21 protein-coding genes are annotated in these 22,419 nt (G+C 63.5%); 7 read left to right on the top strand and 14 right to left on the bottom strand.

The features are described 5' to 3' along the window. Nucleotides 1-2: 2 nt before the first annotated feature. Together ISS99_RS14325 and ISS99_RS14330 are read right to left on the bottom strand one after the other, a co-directional pair. A complete protein-coding gene (locus ISS99_RS14325) occupies nt 3-824 on the bottom strand; it encodes a lysozyme inhibitor LprI family protein (RefSeq protein ID WP_204632272.1) in 822 nt (273 codons plus the stop codon). A 37-nt stretch (nt 825-861) separates the two neighbouring features. Next, on the bottom strand, nt 862-1,689 hold the full coding sequence (locus ISS99_RS14330) for a glycoside hydrolase family protein (RefSeq protein ID WP_204632273.1): 828 nt from the start codon (nt 1,687-1,689) through the stop codon (nt 862-864). 269 nt (nt 1,690-1,958) lie between these two features. Here ISS99_RS14330 and ISS99_RS14335 point away from each other — a divergent pair, with 269 nt between their 5' ends. Together ISS99_RS14335 and ISS99_RS14340 are read left to right on the top strand one after the other, a co-directional pair. Continuing rightward, nucleotides 1,959-2,468 (top strand): peptidylprolyl isomerase, encoded by a 510-nt coding sequence (locus tag ISS99_RS14335; protein WP_204632274.1) that lies wholly within the window; start codon nt 1,959-1,961, stop codon nt 2,466-2,468. A gap of 140 nt (nt 2,469-2,608) precedes the next feature. Beyond that, entirely contained in the window at nt 2,609-3,043 is a 435-nt protein-coding gene (locus ISS99_RS14340) for a YidB family protein (RefSeq protein ID WP_204632275.1), read from the top strand. A 74-nt stretch (nt 3,044-3,117) separates the two neighbouring features. Here ISS99_RS14340 and ISS99_RS14345 read toward each other — a convergent pair whose 3' ends face one another. Next, the gene (locus ISS99_RS14345) at nt 3,118-3,372 is read right to left on the bottom strand and encodes a GlsB/YeaQ/YmgE family stress response membrane protein (protein WP_204632276.1); all 255 of its coding nucleotides are present in this window, start codon (nt 3,370-3,372) and stop codon (nt 3,118-3,120) included. A 221-nt stretch (nt 3,373-3,593) separates the two neighbouring features. Between ISS99_RS14345 and ISS99_RS14350 the strand changes: the two genes are divergently transcribed. Beyond that, nucleotides 3,594-4,793, top strand: coding sequence for a pyridoxal phosphate-dependent aminotransferase (locus ISS99_RS14350; RefSeq protein ID WP_204632277.1), 1,200 nt, complete (start codon nt 3,594-3,596; stop codon nt 4,791-4,793). A gap of 64 nt (nt 4,794-4,857) precedes the next feature. Further along, nucleotides 4,858-5,844: a malate dehydrogenase gene (locus ISS99_RS14355; RefSeq protein ID WP_204632278.1), complete on the top strand. Its 987-nt coding sequence runs from the start codon at nt 4,858-4,860 to the stop codon at nt 5,842-5,844. Between the two features lie 74 nt (nt 5,845-5,918). On the opposite strand, the gene ISS99_RS14360 is transcribed toward ISS99_RS14355, so the two are convergent. The 9 genes from ISS99_RS14360 to ISS99_RS14400 all read right to left on the bottom strand — a co-directional run bounded on the left by ISS99_RS14360 (nt 5,919) and on the right by ISS99_RS14400 (nt 18,932). Next, nucleotides 5,919-7,604: a ShlB/FhaC/HecB family hemolysin secretion/activation protein gene (locus ISS99_RS14360; protein WP_204632279.1), complete on the bottom strand. Its 1,686-nt coding sequence runs from the start codon at nt 7,602-7,604 to the stop codon at nt 5,919-5,921. A gap of 118 nt (nt 7,605-7,722) precedes the next feature. Then, nucleotides 7,723-9,270 carry a collagen-like triple helix repeat-containing protein gene (locus ISS99_RS14365; RefSeq protein WP_204632280.1) on the bottom strand — a complete coding sequence of 516 codons (1,548 nt, stop codon included), beginning with the start codon at nt 9,268-9,270 and terminating at the stop codon, nt 7,723-7,725. Between the two features lie 279 nt (nt 9,271-9,549). Then, complete coding sequence (locus ISS99_RS14370) at nt 9,550-10,275, bottom strand: UDP-2,3-diacylglucosamine diphosphatase (RefSeq protein WP_204632281.1); 726 nt, start codon at nt 10,273-10,275, stop codon at nt 9,550-9,552. Continuing rightward, nucleotides 10,272-10,931, bottom strand: a complete 660-nt coding sequence (locus ISS99_RS14375) for a peptidylprolyl isomerase (RefSeq protein WP_239538046.1) — start codon at nt 10,929-10,931, stop codon at nt 10,272-10,274. Before ISS99_RS14375 ends, ISS99_RS14370 begins: the two co-directional genes overlap by 4 nt. A gap of 159 nt (nt 10,932-11,090) precedes the next feature. Beyond that, the gene (locus tag ISS99_RS14380; RefSeq protein ID WP_204632282.1) at nt 11,091-12,608 is read right to left on the bottom strand and encodes a Ppx/GppA phosphatase family protein; all 1,518 of its coding nucleotides are present in this window, start codon (nt 12,606-12,608) and stop codon (nt 11,091-11,093) included. A 126-nt stretch (nt 12,609-12,734) separates the two neighbouring features. Beyond that, on the bottom strand, nt 12,735-14,855 hold the full coding sequence (gene ppk1, locus ISS99_RS14385) for a polyphosphate kinase 1 (RefSeq protein WP_204632283.1): 2,121 nt from the start codon (nt 14,853-14,855) through the stop codon (nt 12,735-12,737). Nucleotides 14,856-15,031: 176 nt separating this feature from the next. Further along, nucleotides 15,032-16,327 carry a phosphate regulon sensor histidine kinase PhoR gene (gene phoR, locus ISS99_RS14390; RefSeq protein WP_204632284.1) on the bottom strand — a complete coding sequence of 432 codons (1,296 nt, stop codon included), beginning with the start codon at nt 16,325-16,327 and terminating at the stop codon, nt 15,032-15,034. A gap of 103 nt (nt 16,328-16,430) precedes the next feature. Then, a complete protein-coding gene (phoB, locus tag ISS99_RS14395) occupies nt 16,431-17,120 on the bottom strand; it encodes a phosphate regulon transcriptional regulator PhoB (protein ID WP_115476890.1) in 690 nt (229 codons plus the stop codon). 108 nt (nt 17,121-17,228) lie between these two features. Further along, nucleotides 17,229-18,932 carry a M48 family metalloprotease gene (locus tag ISS99_RS14400; RefSeq protein WP_204632285.1) on the bottom strand — a complete coding sequence of 568 codons (1,704 nt, stop codon included), beginning with the start codon at nt 18,930-18,932 and terminating at the stop codon, nt 17,229-17,231. Between the two features lie 116 nt (nt 18,933-19,048). Between ISS99_RS14400 and grxC the strand changes: the two genes are divergently transcribed. From grxC to ISS99_RS14415, 3 genes are all read left to right on the top strand, one after another. Further along, nucleotides 19,049-19,312 carry a glutaredoxin 3 gene (gene grxC, locus ISS99_RS14405; protein WP_204632286.1) on the top strand — a complete coding sequence of 88 codons (264 nt, stop codon included), beginning with the start codon at nt 19,049-19,051 and terminating at the stop codon, nt 19,310-19,312. Then, entirely contained in the window at nt 19,309-19,695 is a 387-nt protein-coding gene (locus ISS99_RS14410; protein WP_204632287.1) for a carboxymuconolactone decarboxylase family protein, read from the top strand. The genes grxC and ISS99_RS14410 overlap by 4 nt, the downstream gene beginning before the upstream one ends. A 210-nt stretch (nt 19,696-19,905) precedes the next feature. Then, nucleotides 19,906-20,919, top strand: coding sequence for an isocitrate dehydrogenase (locus ISS99_RS14415; RefSeq protein WP_204632288.1), 1,014 nt, complete (start codon nt 19,906-19,908; stop codon nt 20,917-20,919). 63 nt (nt 20,920-20,982) lie between these two features. Here the strand turns inward: ISS99_RS14415 and ISS99_RS14420 are convergent, their stop codons facing one another. Both ISS99_RS14420 and sigJ read right to left on the bottom strand, forming a co-directional pair. After that, nucleotides 20,983-21,447 (bottom strand): carboxymuconolactone decarboxylase family protein, encoded by a 465-nt coding sequence (locus ISS99_RS14420; RefSeq protein ID WP_204632289.1) that lies wholly within the window; start codon nt 21,445-21,447, stop codon nt 20,983-20,985. Between the two features lie 38 nt (nt 21,448-21,485). Beyond that, complete coding sequence (sigJ, locus tag ISS99_RS14425) at nt 21,486-22,385, bottom strand: RNA polymerase sigma factor SigJ (RefSeq protein WP_204632290.1); 900 nt, start codon at nt 22,383-22,385, stop codon at nt 21,486-21,488. Nucleotides 22,386-22,419 lie beyond the last annotated feature (34 nt).

The following is a 22,419-nucleotide window of genomic DNA, read 5'->3' on the forward strand; positions in this document are numbered from 1 at the left end:
CGCTACTGAGCGTCGTTGGCGAGCGCATCCAGCCGCTGCTTCATGGCGCTTAGCAGACAGGCGGAATCGGTTCCGCAAGCATCCCGTTTGCTCAGCCACGCGCGTTGTGAAGTCGTCAGTGGGGTCATGCTGTTTCCCGCACTTTTCGCGTCGTCGCGTGCCACTTTGTAGGACCAGGCTACGCTGCGGTCGAAAGATGCCAGCTGGATCGAGCCGCAGATGGTTTTTTCGACGGGCGACGCTGCCTTGCTGCAATCGAATGAAGCTTGCGGCTTGGCATCCTGGGGGAGGCGATTCAATACCAGCAGCGTTTCGTCGCGCCAGCGGATCACCAGTTGTCCTGCAGGCGTTACATACATCCACGAACCCATCATGCCTTGGCCCGTTCCCAGGTCGCTCTGCCAAAGTCCGCCCTTGCAGGTGATGCTGATCGCATCGACTTGCTCATTGGGCGTTGCTTTCAATTGGTAAGCCTCGGGATTGGGCATGGAATCGGGATCGCTGTCGTCGCCGGTGTGGCCCAAGCTTCCGTCCATCAGCTTCACCAGCGCGACGTGCATGGTGGTTGCCTGTGGCGTTTCGCAGGTCGTCGAATCCGACGTGTCGTCGCGCACTTGCGAGCTTGAGAAGTTGAAGATGCGCCAGCGCAGCCGTGCGTCATTCCACACGTAATTGGTTTTGAAGGTGGCGTTGGTATTGGTGTGTACTTCGGCGACTTGCCAGCGGCCGAGCAACGCATCGGGAAGCGCGGCGGCGTAGCAGGGCATGGTGAATGCCAGGAGAGGCGCCAGCAGGGCGCTCGTGCGACGGAGAATGCGAAGCAAGGAAATGTCCTCGGAGCCGGAAATAAATGCTTTGTCGTCAGGAGATGGGCTGGCCATTCATTTCATACTTGCCGAGCATGAACAGCTTCACCTCGTCGGCACGGCGATGGGTCAAACCCTTGCTGACCTTGCCGCCCGTCGTATTGCCGGCCTTTATGACTTTCATGGCTTCAGCGGCCTTGCCGCCGTTGAGCAGGCGGGTGACGTGCGACCAGCGGCCGGCAGAGTTGTACGCGAAGCTCACCAGCGCATCGAACTCGTGTTGAGCCAGCGGCACCTTGAGCGACCTGCGAACGATTTGTTCGTAGTGAGGCACGATGTGGTGCAGCAGTTTCAGCTCCTGGTCTGGGTTGAGATCCACGTCCTTGTGGTGGTCCTTGACGAATTTGAGCATGTCCGCATTGGTGTACGTGCCACCTTTCTTGACCACCATGCCGGCTGCCTGCGAAACAGTCTTTGCAGCGTCGTCGGACAGGCCGATGGATTTCATGTCGGCGGTGATATCGCTCGCCGACCTGGCGCCCATGTCGTAACCGGGGCCGAGCGTGATGCCGCTCGAACCTCCGGGCCAATGAAGGTGATTGGAAACACCCTTCCACGCCTCGTGGGCGTAGATGAACTTGTAGCCCATCGGCGACAGCGAGCAGAGCTTGGCATCGGTCCTGACGTCGTTGGGCGGCATCAACGGAACCAGCACCGACAAGGTGCAGGGGTCGTTGGCCACCAGTCCCCAGCTCAACGGCGTTTCGGCCGGCAACCCGAACGGTGCCGAGCTGTTGCCGAACAAGGAGGCAGTCGGCTTCCAAGGGTTGCCGAGGATGGACGCGGGGTCCCCCATTGGGGCGGGGTTGCGAAAATTTGCCATGCCCTTCTCCCTGGACCGTCGAGATGGGCGAAGCATAGTCCATGGATAGGTATTGCGGTTGAAAGTGAAAGGGTTTTCACGGGCCGGTTTGCAGAACTGCGACAGGCGCAAATGAGTGCCTGCGCGAAGCATGGGTATCCAGCGGAAACGGGGACTGTCACGGCTGCGAGGGGAGCGGGCCGGTCGCAGGCCGGCCCCACTGGCGTTATCCTTACCGATCCAAGCCCGTCCGTCGGGCACCGTACCCGTTTAAGACCCAAGGAACATCCATGGCCATCAACGTCACGTTCACCACCAATCGCGGTCCCATCCACGTGCGCCTGCACGACGACAAAACCCCTGTGACGGTGGCCAGTTTCGTCAATCTGGCCAAGCGCGGCTATTACGACGGGCTGTCGTTCCATCGCGTGATCGCCGACTTCATGATCCAGGGCGGCTGCCCGGAAGGCAGTGGCCGCGGCGGTCCGGGCTACCGCTTCGAGGATGAGTTCGATTCCTCGTTGCGCCACGACAAGCCGGGCATTCTGTCGATGGCCAATGCCGGTCCGCGCACCAACGGCAGCCAGTTTTTCATCACCCATGGCCCCACCCCGTGGCTGGACGGCAAGCACAGCGTGTTCGGCGAAGTGCTGAGCCCGGCCGACCAGGCTGTGGTCGATGCGATCAAGCAGGGCGACACGATCGAGAAAGTGACCGTGGAAGGCGACGTGGACGCGCTGTTGGCGGCCCAGTCGGCACGCGTGAAAGAGTGGAACGAGGTGCTCGATCAGCGCGGCTGATCCTGCCTCCGGCACAGTTGGGAAACGAAAGGCCGCCAGGGTTCTGCCCGGCGGCCTTTTTCACACATTCGTTACCAATGTGTCGTAGAGGTGGACATAAAATCAAAGGGTTGGATCCCTCTCTTCAAAGGAGTGCAGTGATGTCTCTACTCGACAGTTTAGGTAGTCTGCTCGGCGGCAATCAGGGCGGTGCGAACGGCGCCTCGTCACTGGTCAACGTGGCGGGCCAGTTGATTCAGCAGGCGGGGGGCATCCAGGGCCTGGCCAGCACGTTGCAGCAGCATGGCATGGGCGACGCGATGCAGTCCTGGATTGGCAACGGCGCCAACCAGGCCATTTCCGGCGACCAGCTCAACCAGGTATTGCAGAAGTCCGGACTGGACTCGGTGGTCAACGATGCCGCCGGCAAGCTTGGCATGGACCCGGGCCAGCTCATGGGCCAGGTGGCGCAGGTGCTGCCGCATGCGGTGGATCACGCCACGCCGGACGGACAGGCACCGGCCAGCGGCGGCGGTTTCGATCTTTCGACGCTGGGTGGCCTGGCCGAGAAACTGCTGGCGGCAAAGACTGCCTGAATTCCCGCAGGCACAAAAAAGCACGGCGTGGGCAACCCGCCGTGCTTTTTGTTTGCCTCGAAGGTCCGGGCCGGTCAGTGCTCGATGAACTTCAGCAAGAACAGCAGAATGACGGCGCCCACGATCGACATCAGGAATCCGGCCGCATGGAATTTCTGGCCTGGGGCGGGTTTGTTGAACATGGTGCCGATAAAGCCGCCGATGACCGAACCCACGATACCGACGATGGTGGTCATGATGAAGCCGTAGTGCGCTGCGCCCGGCACGATCCAGCGGGCAATGAGGCCGACGAAGAAACCAACGATGATGGACCAGATAAGGCTGAACATAGGCATCTTCTCCTTGAGTCTGTGTTGGCTGGCGATCAGATGACGTTCCTCCGCCCAGGTCTGCAGCGGCTTGGGGCGATGGCCCCCAGGACATCATGCCAGTGGGCGACATGGGCGCAATAGGAGTTTTTCAACGGGCTGGAAGGGGGAGGCGGTTGACGCACCGCCGCATGCTAAAATCACCCGGTTTGCTGCCCCAAGTCCCCCAATCCGAGGAAACCATGCCCCAGCTCGCCCAGCGTGTCGGCCGCGCCAAACCCAGCGCGATCATGGTCATCGCCGAAAAGGCAAAGCAGCTCAAGGCTGCCGGCCGCGACATCATCAGCTTCTCCATCGGCGTTCCCAATTTTCTGCCCGGCGAGCACGTCTATGCTGCGGCCCGCGAAGCGCTCTCGCACGACAGCGGCCAATACGGCAGCAATCGCGGCGCCGAGGTTTTGCTGGATGCTTTCCTCAAGCACATCGAGGCATTGGGTTTCACCGGCTACGCCCGCAACAACCTCTCGGTAGGCATCGGCGCCAAGCAGGTGCTGTACAACCTGGCCGAAGCGCTGCTCAACGAGGGCGAGGAAATCTGCTTCGCCGCACCGTACTGGACCACCTATCACGACATCGCCGATATCGTGGGTGCGAAGGTCAACGTGCTGCACTGTGGCCCCGCGCAAAACTACAAGCTCACGCCGGAACAGCTCGAAGGCGCACTGGCGCGCAAGCCGAAGGTGTTCCTGTTCAACAACCCGTCCAATCCTACCGGCATGGTCTATACGCGCGAGGAAATCGCCGCGCTGGCCGACGTGCTGGCGAAATATCCGGACACCTGGATCGTCACCGACGACATCTACAACTCGATGGTGTTCGACGGCATCGGTTACCACAACTTCGTGTTTGCCAAACCGGAATTGCGCGATCGCCTGATCTTCGTGGACTCGGTGTCCAAGACCTACGGCATGCCGGGCTGGCGCGTGGGGCTGATCGCGGGGCCGGAGTCGGTGGCCAAGGCGATCACCACGCTCAATTCCAACCACATCACCAGCGTGCCGGAAGTGATCACGGCTGCTGCGGTGGCAGCGTTCAGCGGTCCGCAGGATGTGCCTCAAGCCAAGTGCAAGGAATTCGCACACAAGCGCGACATCGTGCTGGCTGCGCTGGCAAAGATTCCCGGTGTGGTTTGCCCGCGCCCGCAGGGTGCGTTCTATGCATTCCCGGACGTCTCGGGCGCCTTCGGCAAGAGCCATGGCGGCAAGCTCATCGGGAACGACGTGGATCTGTGCGCCGTGCTGCTGGAAGCCAAGGGCGTGGCCTGCGTACCGGGTTCGGCGTTTGGCGAGCCGCGTGCGATGCGCATTTCCTACACCTGTCCCACTGCTCAGCTTGAACCCGGCCTTGCCCGCATCGTCGAGTTCTTCGCCGAATTGAATTGAATCCTCTAGCGGCCCGCGTCATACGATGCGGGCCTCGTTTTATGCACCTGAAGGAGTTGCCACGATGAAAGCCCCCGTTCGTGTTGCCGTGACCGGCGCTGCCGGCCAGATCGGTTACGCCTTGCTGTTCCGTATCGCCGCCGGCGACATGCTCGGTCCGGACCAGCCGGTGATCCTGCACCTGCTCGAAATCACGCCCGCGCTGCCTGCGCTGCAAGGCGTGGTGATGGAGCTCAACGACTGCGCGTTCCCGACCCTGGCTGGCGTGGTTGCCACCGACGACGTCAACGTCGCCTTCAAGGATGTCGATTACGCACTGCTGGTCGGCGCGCGTCCGCGCGGCCCGGGCATGGAGCGCAAGGATCTGCTGGAAGCCAATGGCGCGATCTTCTCGCCGCAGGGCAAGGCGCTGAACGATCACGCCAAGCGCGACGTGAAGGTGCTGGTGGTGGGCAACCCGGCCAACACCAACGCGCTGATCGCCCAGCAGAACGCTCCGGACCTGGATCCGAAGTGCTTCACCGCGATGGTGCGCCTGGACCACAACCGCGCCCTGTCGCAGCTGGCCGAGAAGACCGGCAAGCACACCACCGACATCAAGAAGGTCACCATCTGGGGCAACCACAGCTCGACCCAGTATCCGGACCTGCACCACGCCACCGTGGACGGCAAGGCTGCGCTGAGCCTGGTCGACCAGAACTGGTATCAGACGGATTTCATCCCGACCGTGCAACAGCGCGGCGCCGCCATCATCAAGGCGCGCGGTGCTTCGTCGGCCGCGTCGGCCGCGTCGGCCGCGATCGACCACGTGCGCAACTGGGCGCTGGGTTCGGCGGAAGGCGACTGGGTCTCGATGGGCATTCCGTCCGACGGTTCCTACGGCATCGCTCCGGGCGTGATCTACGGTTACCCGGTGACGGTGAAGAACGGCAAGTACGAAATCGTGCAGGGCCTGGAAATCAACGATTTCTCGCGCGCCCGCATGGATGCCACCGAGAAGGAACTGCGCGAAGAGCGCGCCGGCGTCGAGCACCTGTTCGCCAAGAAGTAAGTTTCGGCGTTACTGCAACGAAAACGAACGGCCACCCTTTGCGGGGTGGCCGTTTGCTTTGGTGCGATCGGTTTTCAGTGCAGTTGATAGCTGAACGAGAAATCCACGCGCGGCTCGCGATGCGGTGCGCCGATCGGTACGTCGCCCACCGGTTCGGCGACGGTGAGGTCGAATGCGTAAAAGCGTTTGTCGGTCCAGCGCACACCCACGCCAGCGGTGCCCAGTTCGTTCACGGTGGGCGCGCCGACGTTGAGGTAGACGCGCGCAAACTGCCCGATCAGATACGGCGTGACCTGTTTCACCCAGCGGGTGGATACGTCGTAGTGCCGGTTGAGTTCCAGCGAGGCGCCCCAGCCGCTGTCGCCTGCGGTTTCGCCCGGGTCGTAAGCCAATCCGTAACGCGGACCGCCGAAGCTGACTTGCTCAGTGGTCGGCAGGGTGTCGTTGCTGTATTGCCCGGTGATGTTGAATACGGTGCCAAAGCGCTGCGGCCACGTATTGCTCTGGGTAAAGGTGATGTCGTAGCGGGTGAACGCCGGGTCGGCCGGCGATACTTCGACGAGATTGCCCAGCCTGACCACCGTGCTTGCATTGGCACCCAAGGCATCCAGGCCGCGAGCTATTTCCACGTTGACCTTTTGCACACTGGTGTCGCTGGCTTTGACGTAATCCAGTTTGGTGTCGAGCACGCGCAAACCATATTGCTGGATCAATTTGCCGCCGTTGATCGAGTTGGTATAGATCTCGTCCAGCGTGGTGGCGTACGCGCCGCCCGTGGCAGTGAGGTTGGTGTGATTGTCCAGCAGCAGCGGATAGCTGAAGGAAAATGCGTATTGGTCCTGATGCAGATTCTGTTTCAAGTAATAGGGCAGCTGATTGTCCAGATCGGGATTGCCCTGGTAGTGCGAGCCGCTGACGTGCAACATCAGGCCGTCGGACCACAGTGGTTGCAGATACGTCAGTGCATACAGGCGCTGGTCGTCAGGCCCTGACGGCAACAGGGTGGAGAAGGCGATTTGTTCGGATTGCGACAACAGGCCGTTTTCCGTCACGCTGGTGAGACCTTGCACACCCGGATGGTTGAAGTCGATGCCGGTGCTGGCATTGAAGCGCGTGCGCTTGACGGTCAGTACCAGTCGGGTCGCGCCATCGGTGGTGGTGGGGGCGGGCACGTTGGCATCGATGTGCAGGCCGGGCAGCATGCCCAGTATTTGCAGATATCGTTCAAAGGTTTTCTGCCGCAGTGGGCGATCCTTGACGATGTGCCGTGCGACGGCGCGAATCTTCGCTTCCTCGTTGCCGGCATTGCCTTGGATATCGACCGCCGCGACATAGCCTTCGACGACGGTGATGCGCACCTCGCCGTTGGCGAAGTTCTGCATGGGCACAAAGCCGAAGGAGAGCGCATAACCACGCGCTTTGTAGATGTCGCCGATTTTGTTGGCGGCGGCCAGCACATCGGATACGTGTACGTTCTTGCCGGTCATCGGGCTGAACAGCGCGGCGACCTCTTTGAACGGTACGGCATGCACGCCGGTGACGTCGAAGCGACGCGGCGTGATCGGTGTCGCGAGCAGGGCGGCCAGGCGAGGATTCGGTGCCTGGGTTTGCACCTGGGTCTGTACGCGGGGCGTGACCGGCGTTTCCACGCGCGGCAGGTTTTGCAGCGGATTGGCGGTGACCGGCGTGCGTACCTGCGCCTGCACCTGCATCGATACCGCGATGGAAATGCCGAGTGCCGGGCCGATCCATGCCTTCATGCGATGCCCCCTGTTTTGTTGCCCTAAAGCGTGCAGTGCGAATCTGCGCGCCGTTGATACGCTGGAGGCGGCCGTGCGGCCGCCTCCACTTCAACGCGTGATGCTTTTTGTTTGTCCGTCAGTGCTTGCCGAGCAGGCCGCCCAATCCGTCGTTGCCGCTCTTGCCGCCACTGCTGGACGACGACCCCGACAGCGCCGAGCCCAACCCTCCGAGAAGGCCGCTGCTGCCACCGCTGCCACTGCCACTGCTGCCGGATAGGCCAGGCAGGCTGGTGAGATTGGCGACGCCGTTGACCACGTTGCTCAGCGCCTGGGTTACCGGAGTCAACGGGCCATTGACCGCGCCCGTGGTGCTGGTGCCCGCCGAAGCAACCGCGGCACCGGCGTTGTTGACCACCGAGCCGACCAGGCTGGTCACCGGATTCAGTCCCGCGGTCGGGCCGGTGCCCAGACTTGCCAGTGCCTGACCCGTACCCTCGACAGTCTGGCCGAGGCCGGCCACCGTGCTCGTTGCACCCGCCAGCGTCGTGCCGACCGAATTGCCCGTACCAGCATGGCCAAGGCCGGCGGTGACGCCGTTGCCCAGGGTCGTCACCGAACTGCCCACACCTTCCACGGTGCCGCCAAGCAGGGAGGTGACCGGTGCGGCAGGCGTGGACGCGCCGGTGCTGCTTATCCCCGAGCCCAGCGAGGAAACGGCCGAGCCTACGCCACTGGTGGTATTGCCGCCGGCAGTCGATACGGCCGCGACGAGATTGCCGGCGCCGCTGCCGCCGTTGCTGCCAGTGAGTCCGGTCGCAGGATTGAGTACATCGCTGGCCGTCTGTGTCACGGTCTTGAGGAGGCCGCTGTTCAACGAACCTTCCAGCGGGACGCTGCCGGCAGAAACGTCGTTGCCGATCGTGGAAACCAGGTTCCCGGCTCCCGACGTAATCGGTTCGATGGGCGAACCTTTGAAGTCGCCGACGCTGCCGACCGTCTCGCCGAGGTCGGTAACGGCCTTGCCGGTATCGTCGACCACGCCGCCCGTCCCGCCGAGGCTATCGACGGTAGTGCCGACCGGGTTGCTGCTATTGCCGACCTGGCCAAGGCCATTGGCTACGCCATTGCCCAGCGCGCTGACGGCATTGCCGGTGTTCTGGACCACGCCCGACAAACCTTGTGTGGTCGCGGTGTTGCCAAGCGGTGTATTGGTAAGTTGCGAACCGACCGTACTGACCGCGCCGCCCAAGGCGGTGACGACATTGCCAGTGCCCGTGGCGACCGCGCCAACCACGTTGGTCGGTTGCGGTGAGGGTGTGGGCGTTGGTGTCGGTGTTGGCGTGGGAGTTGGTGTCGGCGTGGGTGTAGGTGTAGGCGTTGGGGTCGGTGTTGGGGTGGGTGTCGGCGTCGGTGCGCCGGAACCATTGCCATTGCCACTGCCGTTGCCGCCGCTGCTGCCGGAAATGCCGGTGCTGCCGCCCGCGCCCGTGCCCGACGGGGATCCCGTCGACGAGCCCGAGCCACTGGGGCTGCCGCTCGACGGACTGGCCGAGCTAGAGCTGCCGGCAAACGGAGAGCGCACCGAACCGGAGCCGCCGCAAGCCGTCAATGAGACGAATGCCACGGCAATCAGGCTGGAAAGAAGGGTCCGCTTGAGAACTTTGCCCGAAGATATGCTACGCATGATCATCACTCCACGAACGCATTGCGTTCCACCTGTAGTGGGTGCGAGAAAGTAGACGTCTATCCTCCCGACCGGCTCATGCATGCCGGTGAATTGCAGCCGCGCGGCCGCTCCTTACGTGACGCCTAGATGCCTACATGAGTGGGGATCGGGCAGCTTGATGCTGCGAGCAGTCGCGTGAATGCCCTGTGCAGGATATGTGTAGGGCCGAAGTACGGAATGTGATGCAGTAACCGCAAATGGACTGCTAAAACCTGGATAGGCCCAGGTTGGCACGATTTATTCCCGGAGTGCCTTCAATTCGCGGCTTTCGGGGCCGATTTGCAGGACCGAACCCTGATCGTACCAGTCGCCAAGCACGATGCGTTCGGCCGCTTGGCCGTCCAGATCGAAATGGTGCACAGCGGGGCGATGCGTGTGGCCGTGAATCAGGTGCAGGGTGCCGGCGTCGTGCATGGCTTGGGCAACGGCAGCGGCATTCACATCCATGATGGTTTCCTGCGTGCTGCCGGTATGCGCGCGGCTGTCTTCGCGCGCCTTGGCGGCAAATGCGCGCCGCGCTTCCAGTGGCATCGAAAGGATCTGGGCTTTCCATTCGGGGGTGCGCACGTTGCGGCGCACTGCCTGATAGGCGACGTCGTCGGTGCACAGTGCGTCGCCATGCATCAGCAGGGTCGGCGTGCCGTAGAGATCGTGCACGGTGCCGTCGTCGAGCAGGGTGAAACCGGCGCGTTCGGCAAAGGCTTCGCCAAGCAGGAAGTCCCGGTTGCCGACCATGAAGTACACGGGAATGCCGGCATCGCGCACGGCGCGGGTTGCCCGTGCAATGCGCTGCGGCAGGTCGTCGTCGTCGTCGTCGCCAATCCACGCTTCTACCAGGTCGCCCAGGATATACAGCGCCTGGGCACGGCGAACTTCGTCGCTGGCGAGGTAGTGCTCAAACAACGAAGTGATGTGGGGGCGGCTGTCGTCGAGGTGCAGGTCGGCGATGAACAGCGTGCTCATGGGGACTTGTGCGAATCGTTGCCAGCAGCGGGTGCGGCGGGTACCGCTTCGCCCTCGACATTGACGCTTTCGATGATGACCGGCGGATTGGGCACGTCGGCGGCAAACGGGCCTTGGCCGCGCGTCGGGAGTGCGGCGATCTTGTCCACCACATCCATGCCCTTGACCACTTTGCCGAACACCGTATAGCCCCAGGTCAAGCCGCTCTGGTTGCCGACGTAATCCAGGCGACGATCGTCCACCAGATTGATGAAGAACTGCGAAGTGCCGGAGTTCGGATCGGCACCGCGTGCCACGGCCACGGTGCCGCGCAGGTTGGATAGGCCGTTGTCCGCTTCGCTGGGTACGGGCGAGTGCGTGCGGCGCGGCTGCAGATCCTTGGTATAGAGGCCGCCCTGGATCAGGTAACCGGGAATCGCGCGGTGAAAAACCGTGCCGGCGTAAAAGCCTTCGTGCACGTAGCGTAGAAAGTTGGCCACGCTCTTGGGCGACTTGTCCGCGAAGAGCTGCATGGTGATGTCGCCCTGCGAGGTATGCAGCACCACCGTCGGACTATCTGCCGCGGGAGCCTGCGCGGTTGCCGCCGGCTTGGCGGTCTGTGCGCTGGCCAACGGGGCGGCGAGCAGAAAGAGGGCGGTCAGCAGATGCTTGGGCATGACGGTCGGGTGGCGCGGCATAGACATCCGCCCATGATACGCGGCCGGGAGGCGCTGTGGCTTAAACGACAGGGAATCGAGCAACGGGAGTGGGGAGTTGCCAAGACAGGGCGCGTGGGGCCCTTCGCGATTTCCGATTCTTCGTTCTCGATGTCCGGCTCATGCCGCCGACAGCGTCAACCCCAGCCCCAGTTCGGACATCGGCGTGACTTCCTGTTCGAGGTCGGCCTGGCTGAGCGGATGCTGGTCCAGCCATCCGGACGGCAGCAGCAGGTTGAGCCGCTGGCTGGTGGCGGTGAGGTGCAGCGGTGGAATGGACTCCGCGCGTCGTGCGCGACGGAACAGCACGGCCAGGCGCAGCAGCGCCGTGATGTATTTGGCCAATTGCCGGTAGCGCTGGGGCAGGGTGGAGAAGGTGGCCTTGTCCGGCTTGCGGCGATGCGCTTGCACGATGGCGGCCAGCAGATGCTGTTCCTGCTTGGAAAAGCCGGCCAGGTCGGCATTGCGCAAAATGTAGGCACCGTGGTGGTGGTACTGGCTGTGCGCGATGGCCAGGCCGATCTCGTGCACGCGAGCGGCCCAGGACAGCCATTCGCGCGCTTCTGCATCGAGCTTCCAGTTGGCGGCGATCTGGTCGAACAGCACCAGCGCGGTGGACTCGACGCGGCGCGCCTGGGCGCGGTCCACGCCGTAGCGATTGGCCAGTGCATCGATGCTGGCCGTGCGCGGATCGCTGCCACCGGCGCGGCCGATCAGGTCCCACAACAGGCCTTCGCGCATCGAGCTTTCGCACACCTGCAGGCGCTGGATGCCGAGCGCGGTGAAGGCTGCCTCGAAAATGACCATCGCGCCGGCGAACACGGGAGCGCGTTCTTCGGCCAGCCCGGGCAGCTTGAGCGTGCTGATCTGTCCTTGCTCGAGCATGGCGTCGCGCAGGGTGGTGATGGATGCCAGCGTGACGCCGTGGTCGGACAGTTTCATCGCCTGCACCACCGCACCGATCGCCTTGGCGCTGCCGGAGGAACCATAGGCATCGGTCCAGCCGGCTTCCAGGTATTCCTCGGAAAACTGCTGCAGCAGTACGCCGATTTCGTCGCGCGCGCGCTGCCAGCGCTTGCGCGTCAGCTTGCCGCCCGGAAAGAAGCGCTGGGTGGACGCGATGCAGCCGACCTGCACGCTTTCGGTATGCAGCGGTGCCAGCCCGCGGCCGATGATGAATTCGGTGCTGCCGCCACCGATGTCGATGACCAGGCGCGGCTCGCGCGAGGCGGACAGATCGTGGGCCACGCCCAGAAAGATCAGGCGGCCTTCCTCACGGCCGGAGACCACCTCCACCGGATGCCCGAGCTCGGCTTCGGCGGCGGTGAGAAATGCCTGCGGCGATGCCAGCCGGCGCACCGAGTTGGTGGCCACGGCGCGCACGCGCATGGTGGGGATGCCGGCAATGCGCTGACCGAACTTGGCCAGGCAGTTGAGCGCGCGGGCGCGGTGCTCGGCATCGAGGGTGCCGTCCGCACGCAGGCCGGCCGCCATGCGCACGGTCTCGCGCAGGCGATCGATGACACGCGGTTCGCCGTGCTCCATGCGCGCAACGACCATGTGGAAACTGTTTGAGCCGATATCGACGGCGGCCATCAGCTCGCCATCCTTGATTTGCATCGGGTCGCCGAGGCTCATAGGAATGCTCTGTTCAAGGCGTTCACTTCCCTTGTGCCGGGAGGCAAGCGGATGGGTCGAGTTTGAAATCCGAGGATAGCTCAGATGACGCGCCGCATTTTCGCATGCTCGTGTGCGCGGCCAACATCAATTGCCGGTCGATGTTGCGAGATTGGTACCGCTCAGGCAGGCGAGCAGCGTTTCCTGCGCCGAGTGCGGCGGAAGGTCGCCGGGTGTGGCGCGCGTGTACTGTCCTTGGCTGTCCAGCAACCAGGCTTGCGTGTTGTCGGACAGATAATTGGCCAGCGTCTCTTCGTAGACGCGGCGGGCAAGCGTCGGCTCGAGAATGGGGAAGGCCACCTCGATGCGGCGCATCAGGTTGCGCTCCATCCAGTCCGCGCTGGCGCAGTAGAGTTCCGGCTCGCCGCCGTTCTCGAACCAGTACACGCGGCTGTGTTCGAGAAAGCGCCCGACGATGGAGCGCACGCGGATGCGCTCGGAAACGCCCGGCAGGCCGGGGCGCAAGGTGCAGGCGCCGCGGACGATCAGGTCGATTTCCACGCCGGCCTGGGCGGCCGCATACAGGGCTTCGATGACGTGGGTCTCGTTCAGCGCATTGAGCTTGGCCACGATGCGCGCCGGACGACCGCTGCGCGCAAAAGCGGCCTCCCGCTCGATCTTTTCGATCACGCTCCTGTAGAGCGTGAAGGGCGAATGCAGCAGACGCTTGAGACTGATCGAGGGCCCGAGTCCGGACAATTGCTGGAAGACCTTGTGCAGGTCTTCGCCGATCTCCGGGTGGGCGGTCATCAGGCCGATATCGGTATACAGGCGGCTGTTGGCCTGGTGATAGTTGCCGGTTGAAAGATGCACGTAGCGCCGCAGATGGCCGTCTTCGCGGCGCACGATCAGCATCATCTTGGCGTGCGTCTTGAAGCCGACCACGCCGTATACGACCTGCACGCCGGCTTCCTGCAGGCGTTCGGCCAGCCGGATGTTGGCTTCTTCGTCGAAGCGCGCGCGCAGTTCGATCACCACGGTGACGTCCTTGCCGTTGCGCGCCGCTTCCACCAGCAAGTCGACCAGCGGCGTGTCCTTGCCTGCGCGGTAGAGCGTCTGCTTGATCGCCAGCACGTCCGGATCCTGTGCAGCTTCGCGCAGCAGGTCGATCACGGTGGTGAACGATTCATACGGATGGTGCAGCAGGATGTCGCGCTGGCTGAGCGTATCGAACATCTTCTTCTTGCCGTTGCCGAATACGGCCGGCATGGCGGGCGTGAAGCGCGGGAATTTCAGGTTGGGGCGATCGATTTCGTCGTAGATCAGGCCCAGGCGGATGATGTTGACCGGACCGTCGCAGCGATAGACGTCGGTGTCTTCCAGTTGGAAGTTGCTGATCAGCATGGAGACGATCGATGCCGGGCAGTCATTGCCGATTTCCAGCCGCACCGGACGTGCGTAACCGCGGCCGATCAACTCTTCGCTCAGGGCGCGTGCAAGGTTGTCGACTTCCTCCTCCACGATCAGCTCGCTATTGCGAGTGACGCGGAACTGGTAGGCGCCGGCCACCTTGAAGCCGGGGAACATCGCGTCGACGAAGGCCTGCAGCAGCTCCGCCAGGAATACGAAGTGATCGCCCTGGCCGCTGACTTCATCGGGAATCCGGATGATGCGCGGCAGCGAACGTGGTGCGCGCACCAGCGCCATGTGTCCTTCGTGGCCGAAGGCATCGCGGCCTTGCAACACCACTGCGATATTGAGCGTCTTGTTGAGGATGCGCGGGAAGGGATGGGCCGGATCGAGGCCGAGCGGCGACAGCACCGGCAGCACTTCGTTTTCGAAATAGCCTTGCAGCCAGCGCCGCTGGCGCGTGGTCCACTGCTTGCGCGTGAGGAAGTGGATATTCTCGGCGACCAGCGCCGGGCCGAGCTCGTCTTGCCAGGTTGCGTATTGTGCGCTGACCAGGTCGAGCACGCGCTGGCGAATGTGTGTCAGCAGTTCGCCCGAAGCCATGCCGTCCGGCCCGGTGATGGCGGAGCCGATCTGGTGACGCTGCTTGAGCATCGCCACGCGCACCTCGAAGAACTCATCGAGGTTGCTGGCAACGATGCTGAGGTAACGCAGACGTTCCAACAGCGGCAAGCTCGAATCGCGGGCTTGCGCGAGGACGCGGAAGTTGAATTCGAGCGCGCCCAGTTCGCGGTTGAGGAACAGCTCGGGCTGGGGCGTTGCAGGAACGACGGGATGAATGGCTTGGCGGCGTGGCATCCGCCCATTCTTACTCACGTGCGCCGCTGCGGCTATGAATTTGTAAGAATCCGTTCAACGTTCTGTAATCAGGGCGGCCGGGCCGCATTTCGTAGTTTTGCTGCGTAGATCGCCGCATTTGTTGGGTTACCCCCGGATCAAGTCCGGGGTAACCCAACCTGCCGACGTACCGCTCGTCACTGGTTTTCCAGCGACCGGCTTTCGTGTATTTCCGGTGCCAGCAGCCGCTCGCGGCCGAAACAGCAGGTAAAGGTGGAGCCCTGGCCTGGCGTGCTGCGGATATCCAGGCGCGCTTGGTGCAGGCTCAGCACGTGCTTGACGATGGACAGCCCCAGTCCGGTGCCGCCGCTGTCGCGCGATCGGCTGGACGACACGCGGTAGAAGCGTTCGGTGAGGCGTGAGAGGTGATCGGCGGGAATGCCGTATCCGGTGTCGATCACCGAATAATTGGCGCCTTCGGCCGTACGCTCCCAGCGGATGGTGATGCGTCCGCCCGTGGGGGTGTAGCGCACGGCATTGCTGACCAGGTTGGACAGCGCGCTGTGCAGGTCTTTGGGCGAGCCGAGCAAATCCAGTTCGGCGCTGGATTCGACCGTCACGCTGTGGCGTCCCTGGCTGAGCGCTTCGGCTTCTTTGCGCAAGGTGGCAAGCAGCGGCGCCATCGGCACGCGCTCTTCGCCGACGTGATCCTGTGTTTCCAGGCGCGACAGCGTGAGCAGGTCTTCGACGATCTGCCCCATGCGCTTGGATTGCGCGCGCATTTCGCTGAGTACCGGAGCCAGATGCGGCACGTCTTCAGGATCGAGCAATTCCAGGTAGCCGTGGATGACGGTAAGCGGCGTGCGCAACTCGTGCGAAACATTCGCCACGAAATCGCGGCGGATCTGCTCCAGGCGCGACATGTGGCTGATGTCGCGTGCCAGCAGCAGGCGCTGGCGCTGGCCGAAAGGCAGCAGCGTCACATTGATGTGGCGGCTGGGCTGGCCCGGGGCGCTGACATCGTTCAACGGTTCGGGCGAGGCTTCCTGCAGCCAGCCGGCCAGTTCCGAATTGTGCAGTTTGTCTTTCAGCAGCACGCCGCGGTCCTGCGGGCGGCGCAGGCCGAGCAGGCTTTCGGCGGCGTGGTTGAACCAGCGAACGTGCTGGTCCTGGTCGAGCAGAACGATGGCGTCCGGCAGGCTGCCGGCGGCGCGGCGCAGATCGTGCAGATTGGCGGCTAGGCGTCGGGAGCGCATCATGAATCGGTCATGCCGGGGTTGATCGGGGTCAACATAGGGGGAGGGGGAACGCGAGCTCATCATGGACTTAGCAATGTGACGCAACTGCGTCAGCAGCAAGACAATCTCTGCGACAGCGACCAGTGCCACACCGGTGGCCACGTGGCCACCGGCGAACCAGCCGGCCAGACCGCCTGCGACGAGGCAGATAGTCAGCAGAAGAGGAAGTTTCCAGGTGCTCTGGGTTGCGGGCATGGTGGGCATCAACAGGAATAGGGCGGCTTGAGCCGGAAGAGGTGAAAGCGCTTCGGGTTGCCGCTTTTTACCATTCCCGACTCCCTATTCTCGATCCCCGGTATCAAGGACTGGCTGAGAATCGGTAGCCCGCGCCGCGCACCGTCTGCACCATGTCCTCGAGCTTCCACGGCTCGAGCGTCTTGCGCAGGCGGCGGATGTGCACGTCGACGGTGCGTTCCTCCACGTACACGCTGCCGCCCCAGACGTGGTCGAGCAACTGGGCGCGTGAATAGACGCGTTCCGGGTGGGTCATGAAGAAGTACAGCAAGCGGTATTCGGTGGGGCCGATCGGCACCGGCTCGTCGCCGGCGAACACGCGGTGCGCAGGGCCGTCGATGCGCAGGCGGCCCAGCTCGACCATGCCCGAACCGTCGTCGCCCTGGCTGCGGCGCAGCACGGCCTTGATGCGGGCGATCAGCTCGCGGGTGGAGAAGGGCTTGACTACGTAGTCGTCCACGCCGGCTTCCAGGCCGTTCACACGGTCCATTTCTTCGCCGCGCGCGGTGAGCATGATGATCGGCACTTCGCGGCTCAGCTCCTCCTTGCGCAGGCGGCGGGCCAGATCCAGGCCGCTGGTGCCCGGGAGCATCCAGTCGAGCAGGATCAGGTCAGGCACCTGTTCGGCGATGGACATCTGGGCGGTGCGTGCATCGGCGGCCTGCGCGGTATCCATTCCGGCCTTGCGCAGGGCGAAGGCGACCATGTCGCGGATGGAGGCTTCGTCTTCAACAATGAGGATGCGTTTGTGCACGCTAAGTCCGATTAGGGTGGCCTATGACGCAAATATTGCAGCGGCGAAATGTTACGCGGCAATGACAGTGTGTGAAAAAGCCGTCCCAATCTGAAAAATTAACTCACATCAGGGCCTGCCATTGCCCAGGCCGAAGCAGAGTTTGCCACTACAGACGCCGTTCGAGTCCAGTTGCTGCTGGCCCTGGTTGTTGCCATCCGGGTTGTCGTCGGTGGCCACCCGGCGCTTGCGCAGCTCCATCACCAGGGGGGTGAGTTCGGCGATGTGGGCCTGGATGCGGGCCCGGGCGTAGTAATCCAGGTCGCCGCGCTTGAGCAGCGTCTTGAGCTGCTCCATGGCGTCGAACGGCCGGCCCGACAGGTAGCTCGCCTGGGCGTAGGCCTCGCCGGCCCGAACGCTGTCCCCGGCTTTTTCACTGGCCTTGGCGTAGGCGGTGAACAGGTCGGGCTCGTCGGTATCCTCAAGCATCGGGCGCAGCATGTCGGCGGCCTGGGATGCCTGGGCTTTTGAGCCCCCTACGGTCAGCGCATGGGCATAGGCCACGCCGATCGCCTTGTTGCGCGGCGACTGCGTATTGAGGGTGCTGTAAAGGGCGAGCGCGGCGGCGCGCTCCCCGGCCTGGTAGCGCGCGTCGGCCATGGCCAGGCGCAGGACCAGGTTGTCGGGATATTTTTCCAGCAGCGGCTGCAATTGCGAAACCGCCTTGGCCCCTTGCCCGCAGCGGGTCAGGGCAAGGGCGTAGCCGTAGAGGTTTTCGGGTGTCTTGTTGCTGCCGTCCTGGCGGGAGAGCAGCGCGCCGTAGTAGGCGCTCGCGCGGAACGGATCATCGGACAATACCCGTACGCGCTCGCGCATCAGCAGGTAGTTGTTCGGGCCCGGGGCGGCGCTGTCGGACGCGAGCAGGGTGGTGGGGTCCTTCACGTAGGCGATCGGGGCGGTCTGCTGCGACCAGCTCTTTTTGTCGAGCAGGCTGCCGCTGGGTTGCGACTTCTGTTCGGCGATCAAGGCACCGGCACGGGATTTGGCATCGGCGATGCGCTGGGCCGTCACCGGGTGGTCCTGCAGCAGCGACGGTACGTTGATGCCGCCGGAGTCGGCGCTTTGCACGTCTTCCATGCGCTGGAAGAAATTTGCCATCGCGTTCGGATCGAAGCCGGCCTTGGACAAGGTCATGATGCCGGTGCGGTCGGCTTCGGCCTCGTCCTTGCGGGTGAAGTTGATTTCCTTCTGCATGATCGCGCCCTGGCCGCCCAGCAACGCGGCCGCGGCGGCCTGCCCACCGGCGGCGCCGCCGGCGGCGATCGCGCCCAGCGCCACCAGCGCCATCAGCGGGGTGTCCTTCTTGGCCGATTCGTAGGCGCGCTGCAGATGGTTTTGCGTGATGTGGCCGATTTCGTGCGCCATCACGGCTGCAAGCTCGTCTTCGTTGCGGGTGATGACGAGCAGGCCGGAATTGATGCCGATGTAGCCGCCCGGCGCCGAGAACGCGTTGATCACCGGATCCTTGGCGATGAAGAAGGCGAAGTGATCCTTCGGCTTGGCCGAATTGGCCACCAGGCGGAAGCCGAGGTTGTTGATGTAGTCGTCCAACAGCGGGTCGTCCACGACCATGTCGAGCGCGCGCATCTGCTGCAGCATCATGGCGCCGTAGTCCTGCGCCTCCTGCGGCGAAATCAGCGCGTTGGCCGAGCTGCCCAGGTCGGGCAGGCGGATATCGTCGGGCTTGTCCTGGGCGCTGGCGGCGAACGTGAGCGCGGCCAGCACCAGGGCAGTCAGCAGGTGTTTACGAAGGTGTCGTGGTGCCATGGTCATAGATCAATCACAATAGCAGCTGAGACCTTTCCAGAAGGTTGCAGTTCAGCATCAAACGGCTTGTTTTTAAAGGCCGTAATCGCCATTTAAGGCGCAAGTAATTTCGGAGTTTCGCAATGCCCAAGATCGAAGTCTATTCCAGCGCGGTATGCCCATACTGCGTGGCCGCCAAGAACCTGCTGAAGGCCAAGGGCCTGAACTGGGAGGAGGTACGCGTGGACACCGACCCGGCGCAGCGCGAAACCATGCTTCAGCGCAGCGGCGGCCGCCGTACGGTGCCGCAGATATTCATCAACGACCAGCACGTGGGCGGTTACGACGACCTGGTCGCCGCGGACCGCAGCGGCAAGCTGGCGCAGTTGCTGGGAGAGGCCGCATGAGCGCTGAAAAGGACCGCGTGGCCGAATTCACCGCCTTCCGCCAGCGCATGAACGAACGCATCCTGGGCGAAGACAACCAGGTGGTACGCCGCTTCTTTGCGCTCGACACGCAGACCTACAAGGCCGGCGCACTGGACGTGAAGACCAAGGAGATGCTCGGCCTGGTCGCATCCATGGTGCTGCGCTGCGACGACTGCATCAGCTACCACGTGGCGCAGTGCAAGGAGGCGGGTGTCAGCCGCGAAGAGTTCTTTGAAGTGTTCAGCGTCGGGCTGGTGGTGGGCGGCTCGATCGTGATCCCGCATCTGCGCCGCGCGGTGGATTTTCTCGACAAGCTGGAGTCGGGTGATGCGGCTGGTGCTGCATGTGGTGACCACGCATGAGCTTTGCTCCCTCTCCCCTCGGGGGAGAGGAGGCGAAGGCGAAGGGCGCATCGTTCGAATAAAAGCGATGCTGCATGCGAGTATTTGCAACGCTTCCGCGGCTCTCCGGGCTGTTCGCCGACAGGCGTATCAGCGATAATTGAGCGGATTTCCACCAGGCGCCGCCTCCCCGCGCGCCGGTTTTCCTGCTTCATTCCAAGGAGTTCCCCCATGAGCAAGACCATTGCGGTGATCCCGGGCGACGGTATCGGCCCGGAGATCATGAGCGCCACGCTGCGCGTGCTCGATGCGCTGGAATGCGGCCTGAGCTACGACACCGTCGAAGCCGGCATGATCGCGCTGGAAAAGCACGGCGATCTGCTGCCCAAGCCCACGCTCGATGCCATCGCCCAGCACAAAGTGGCGCTGAAGGGCCCGTTGACCACGCCGGTCGGCGGCGGCTTTACCTCGATCAACGTGACCCTGCGCCGTCACTTCGACCTCTACGCAAACGTGCGTCCGGCGATCAGCTTCCCGGGCACCAAGGCGCGCTACGAGAACATCGACATCATCACGGTGCGCGAGAACACCGAAGGCGCGTATCTGGCCGAAGGCCAGACGCTGTCCGAAGACGGCGAAGTCGCGACCTCGATGATCCGCAATACCCGCAAGGGCAGTGCGCGCATCGTGCGCTACGCGTTCGAGATGGCGGTGAAGAAGGGCCGCAAGAAGGTCACGGCCGTGCACAAGGCCAACATCATCAAGACCGCTTCGGGCCTGTTCCTCAACGTCGCGCGCGAAATCGCCAAGGAATACCCGCAGATCGAGTTCAACGAAATGATCGTGGACAACGCCTGCATGCAGTTGGTGATGCGCCCGGAACAGTTTGACGTGATCGTCACCACCAATCTGTTCGGCGACATTCTGTCCGACCTGTGCGCCGGACTGGTCGGCGGCCTGGGCCTGGCCCCGGGTGACAACATCGGCGAGCAGGCAGCGATCTTCGAAGCCGTGCACGGCTCGGCGCCGGATATTGCCGGCAAGGGCATTGCCAATCCGTGTGCGCTGCTGCTGGCGGCGGCGGACATGCTCGATCACCTGGGCATGGTGGAGAAGGGCACCAAGCTGCGCCAGGCGATCCGCGACACCATGACGAACGACCGTGATCACGTCACGCCGGACCTGGGCGGCAAGGGTTCCACGCAAAGCTTCGGCGAGGCGATCGCCAAGCGCCTGAAGGCCTGAGTTTTCCCGGTTCAGAAAAAGCCGCCCTTGGGCGGCTTTTTTTGTGTCTGGTGAAGCAGCGGCTCAGGCAACCTTGCGTTCTGCCGGCTTGAAACTTCCCGGTTCGGTCTTCGACGGCACGGCAATGCGGTTCCAGCCGTTGATCATGATCACCAGCAGGTTGAGGTCCATCAATTCGCGTTCGCTGAATTGTGTGCTTGCCTGTTCGTATACCTCGTCCGGCACGCCACGTACGGGATCGAGCCGGGTGACGGCTTCGCACCAGGCCAGTGCCGCGCGTTCGCGTTCGCTGTAGAACGGCGATTCGCGCCACGCCTGCAACAGGTACAGGCGTTGCTCGGTTTCGCCGTCGGCGCGGGCTTCCTTGCTGTGCATGTCCATGCAGTAGGCGCAGCCGTTGAGTTGCGATGCGCGCAGCATGACCAGGTGAACCAGATTTTTCTCCAGTCCGCTGCGGTCGATGTGGGTCTTCATCGCAAACAGCGGTTTCAGGGCTTCGGGATAGTTGTAATAAGAGAAACGCGACATGGGGAAGTCCTCGTATCGAGCGGTCGTTATTGGCCGTTTCAATGTAAGGACGGACCATCCGGCGATTTCGTGACAGCCGCCAGGCGGGCGAGTTTTTGCGGGTTGCGCAATGCGTGCAGGGCGACGATGCGCTCGCCGTCGCACTCGATCCAGGTGGCGGTGACGAGCTGTCCGTCGGCCCAGGTCAACATGACGGGGGCGCCGTTCAGTACGTGCAGGCGTCGACGCACATCGTGGCCTTCTTCCTGTTTGGCGACCTGGAAATACAGGCGCGCAATGCGCTCGCCGCCGAGCAGCGGGCGCAATGCCGCTCTTGCCAGGCCGCCGCCGTCGGAAACGTGCAAGGCGTCTTCGGCAAAAAGGCTGCGCAGGTTTTCCGTGGAAGGACGTTCCAGCGCCGCGGCAAAACGCTCCAGCAGGCGGCGCTGGGTTTGCGCGTTGGCGGTAAAGCGCACGCGTTCGTCGCGCAGCCGCTGCTTGGCACGGTGGGCGCGCTGGCGTGCGCTGTCTTCGGTAATGCCAAGCATGCCGGCCGCTTCGGCGTGGCTGTAGTCGAAGACGTCGTGCAGCAGGAACGCGGCGCGTTCGTCGGCGGTAAGGCGTTCCAGCATCAGCAGGAACGACAGGGCGAGCGTTTCGGCGCGCTCGGTTTTCGCCTCGGGGTGTTCTTCCGGTTCGATCAGCGGTTCGGGCAGCCAGGGGCCGGTATAGCTTTCGCGCTCTACCTTGGCGTGGCGCAGGCGGTCCAGCGCGAGGCGGGTGGTGACCGTCACCAGCCAGGCTTCCGGGTCATCCAGGCCGGCTTTGTCCTGGGCGTGCCAGCGCAGCCAGGCGTCGTGCAGTACGTCCTCGGCGTCGGCCGGGGTACCGAGCATGCGATAGGCCAGCCCGAGCAGGCGAGGACGGTGCTTCTGGAACAGTTCGGTATGCGGATCCATGGCGATTTCCCTCGGGAAGCTGCAACCAGGACGC

The sequence above is a fragment of the Dyella mobilis genome (genome assembly GCF_016904945.1).
Classification (GTDB): domain Bacteria; phylum Pseudomonadota; class Gammaproteobacteria; order Xanthomonadales; family Rhodanobacteraceae; genus Dyella_B; species Dyella_B mobilis.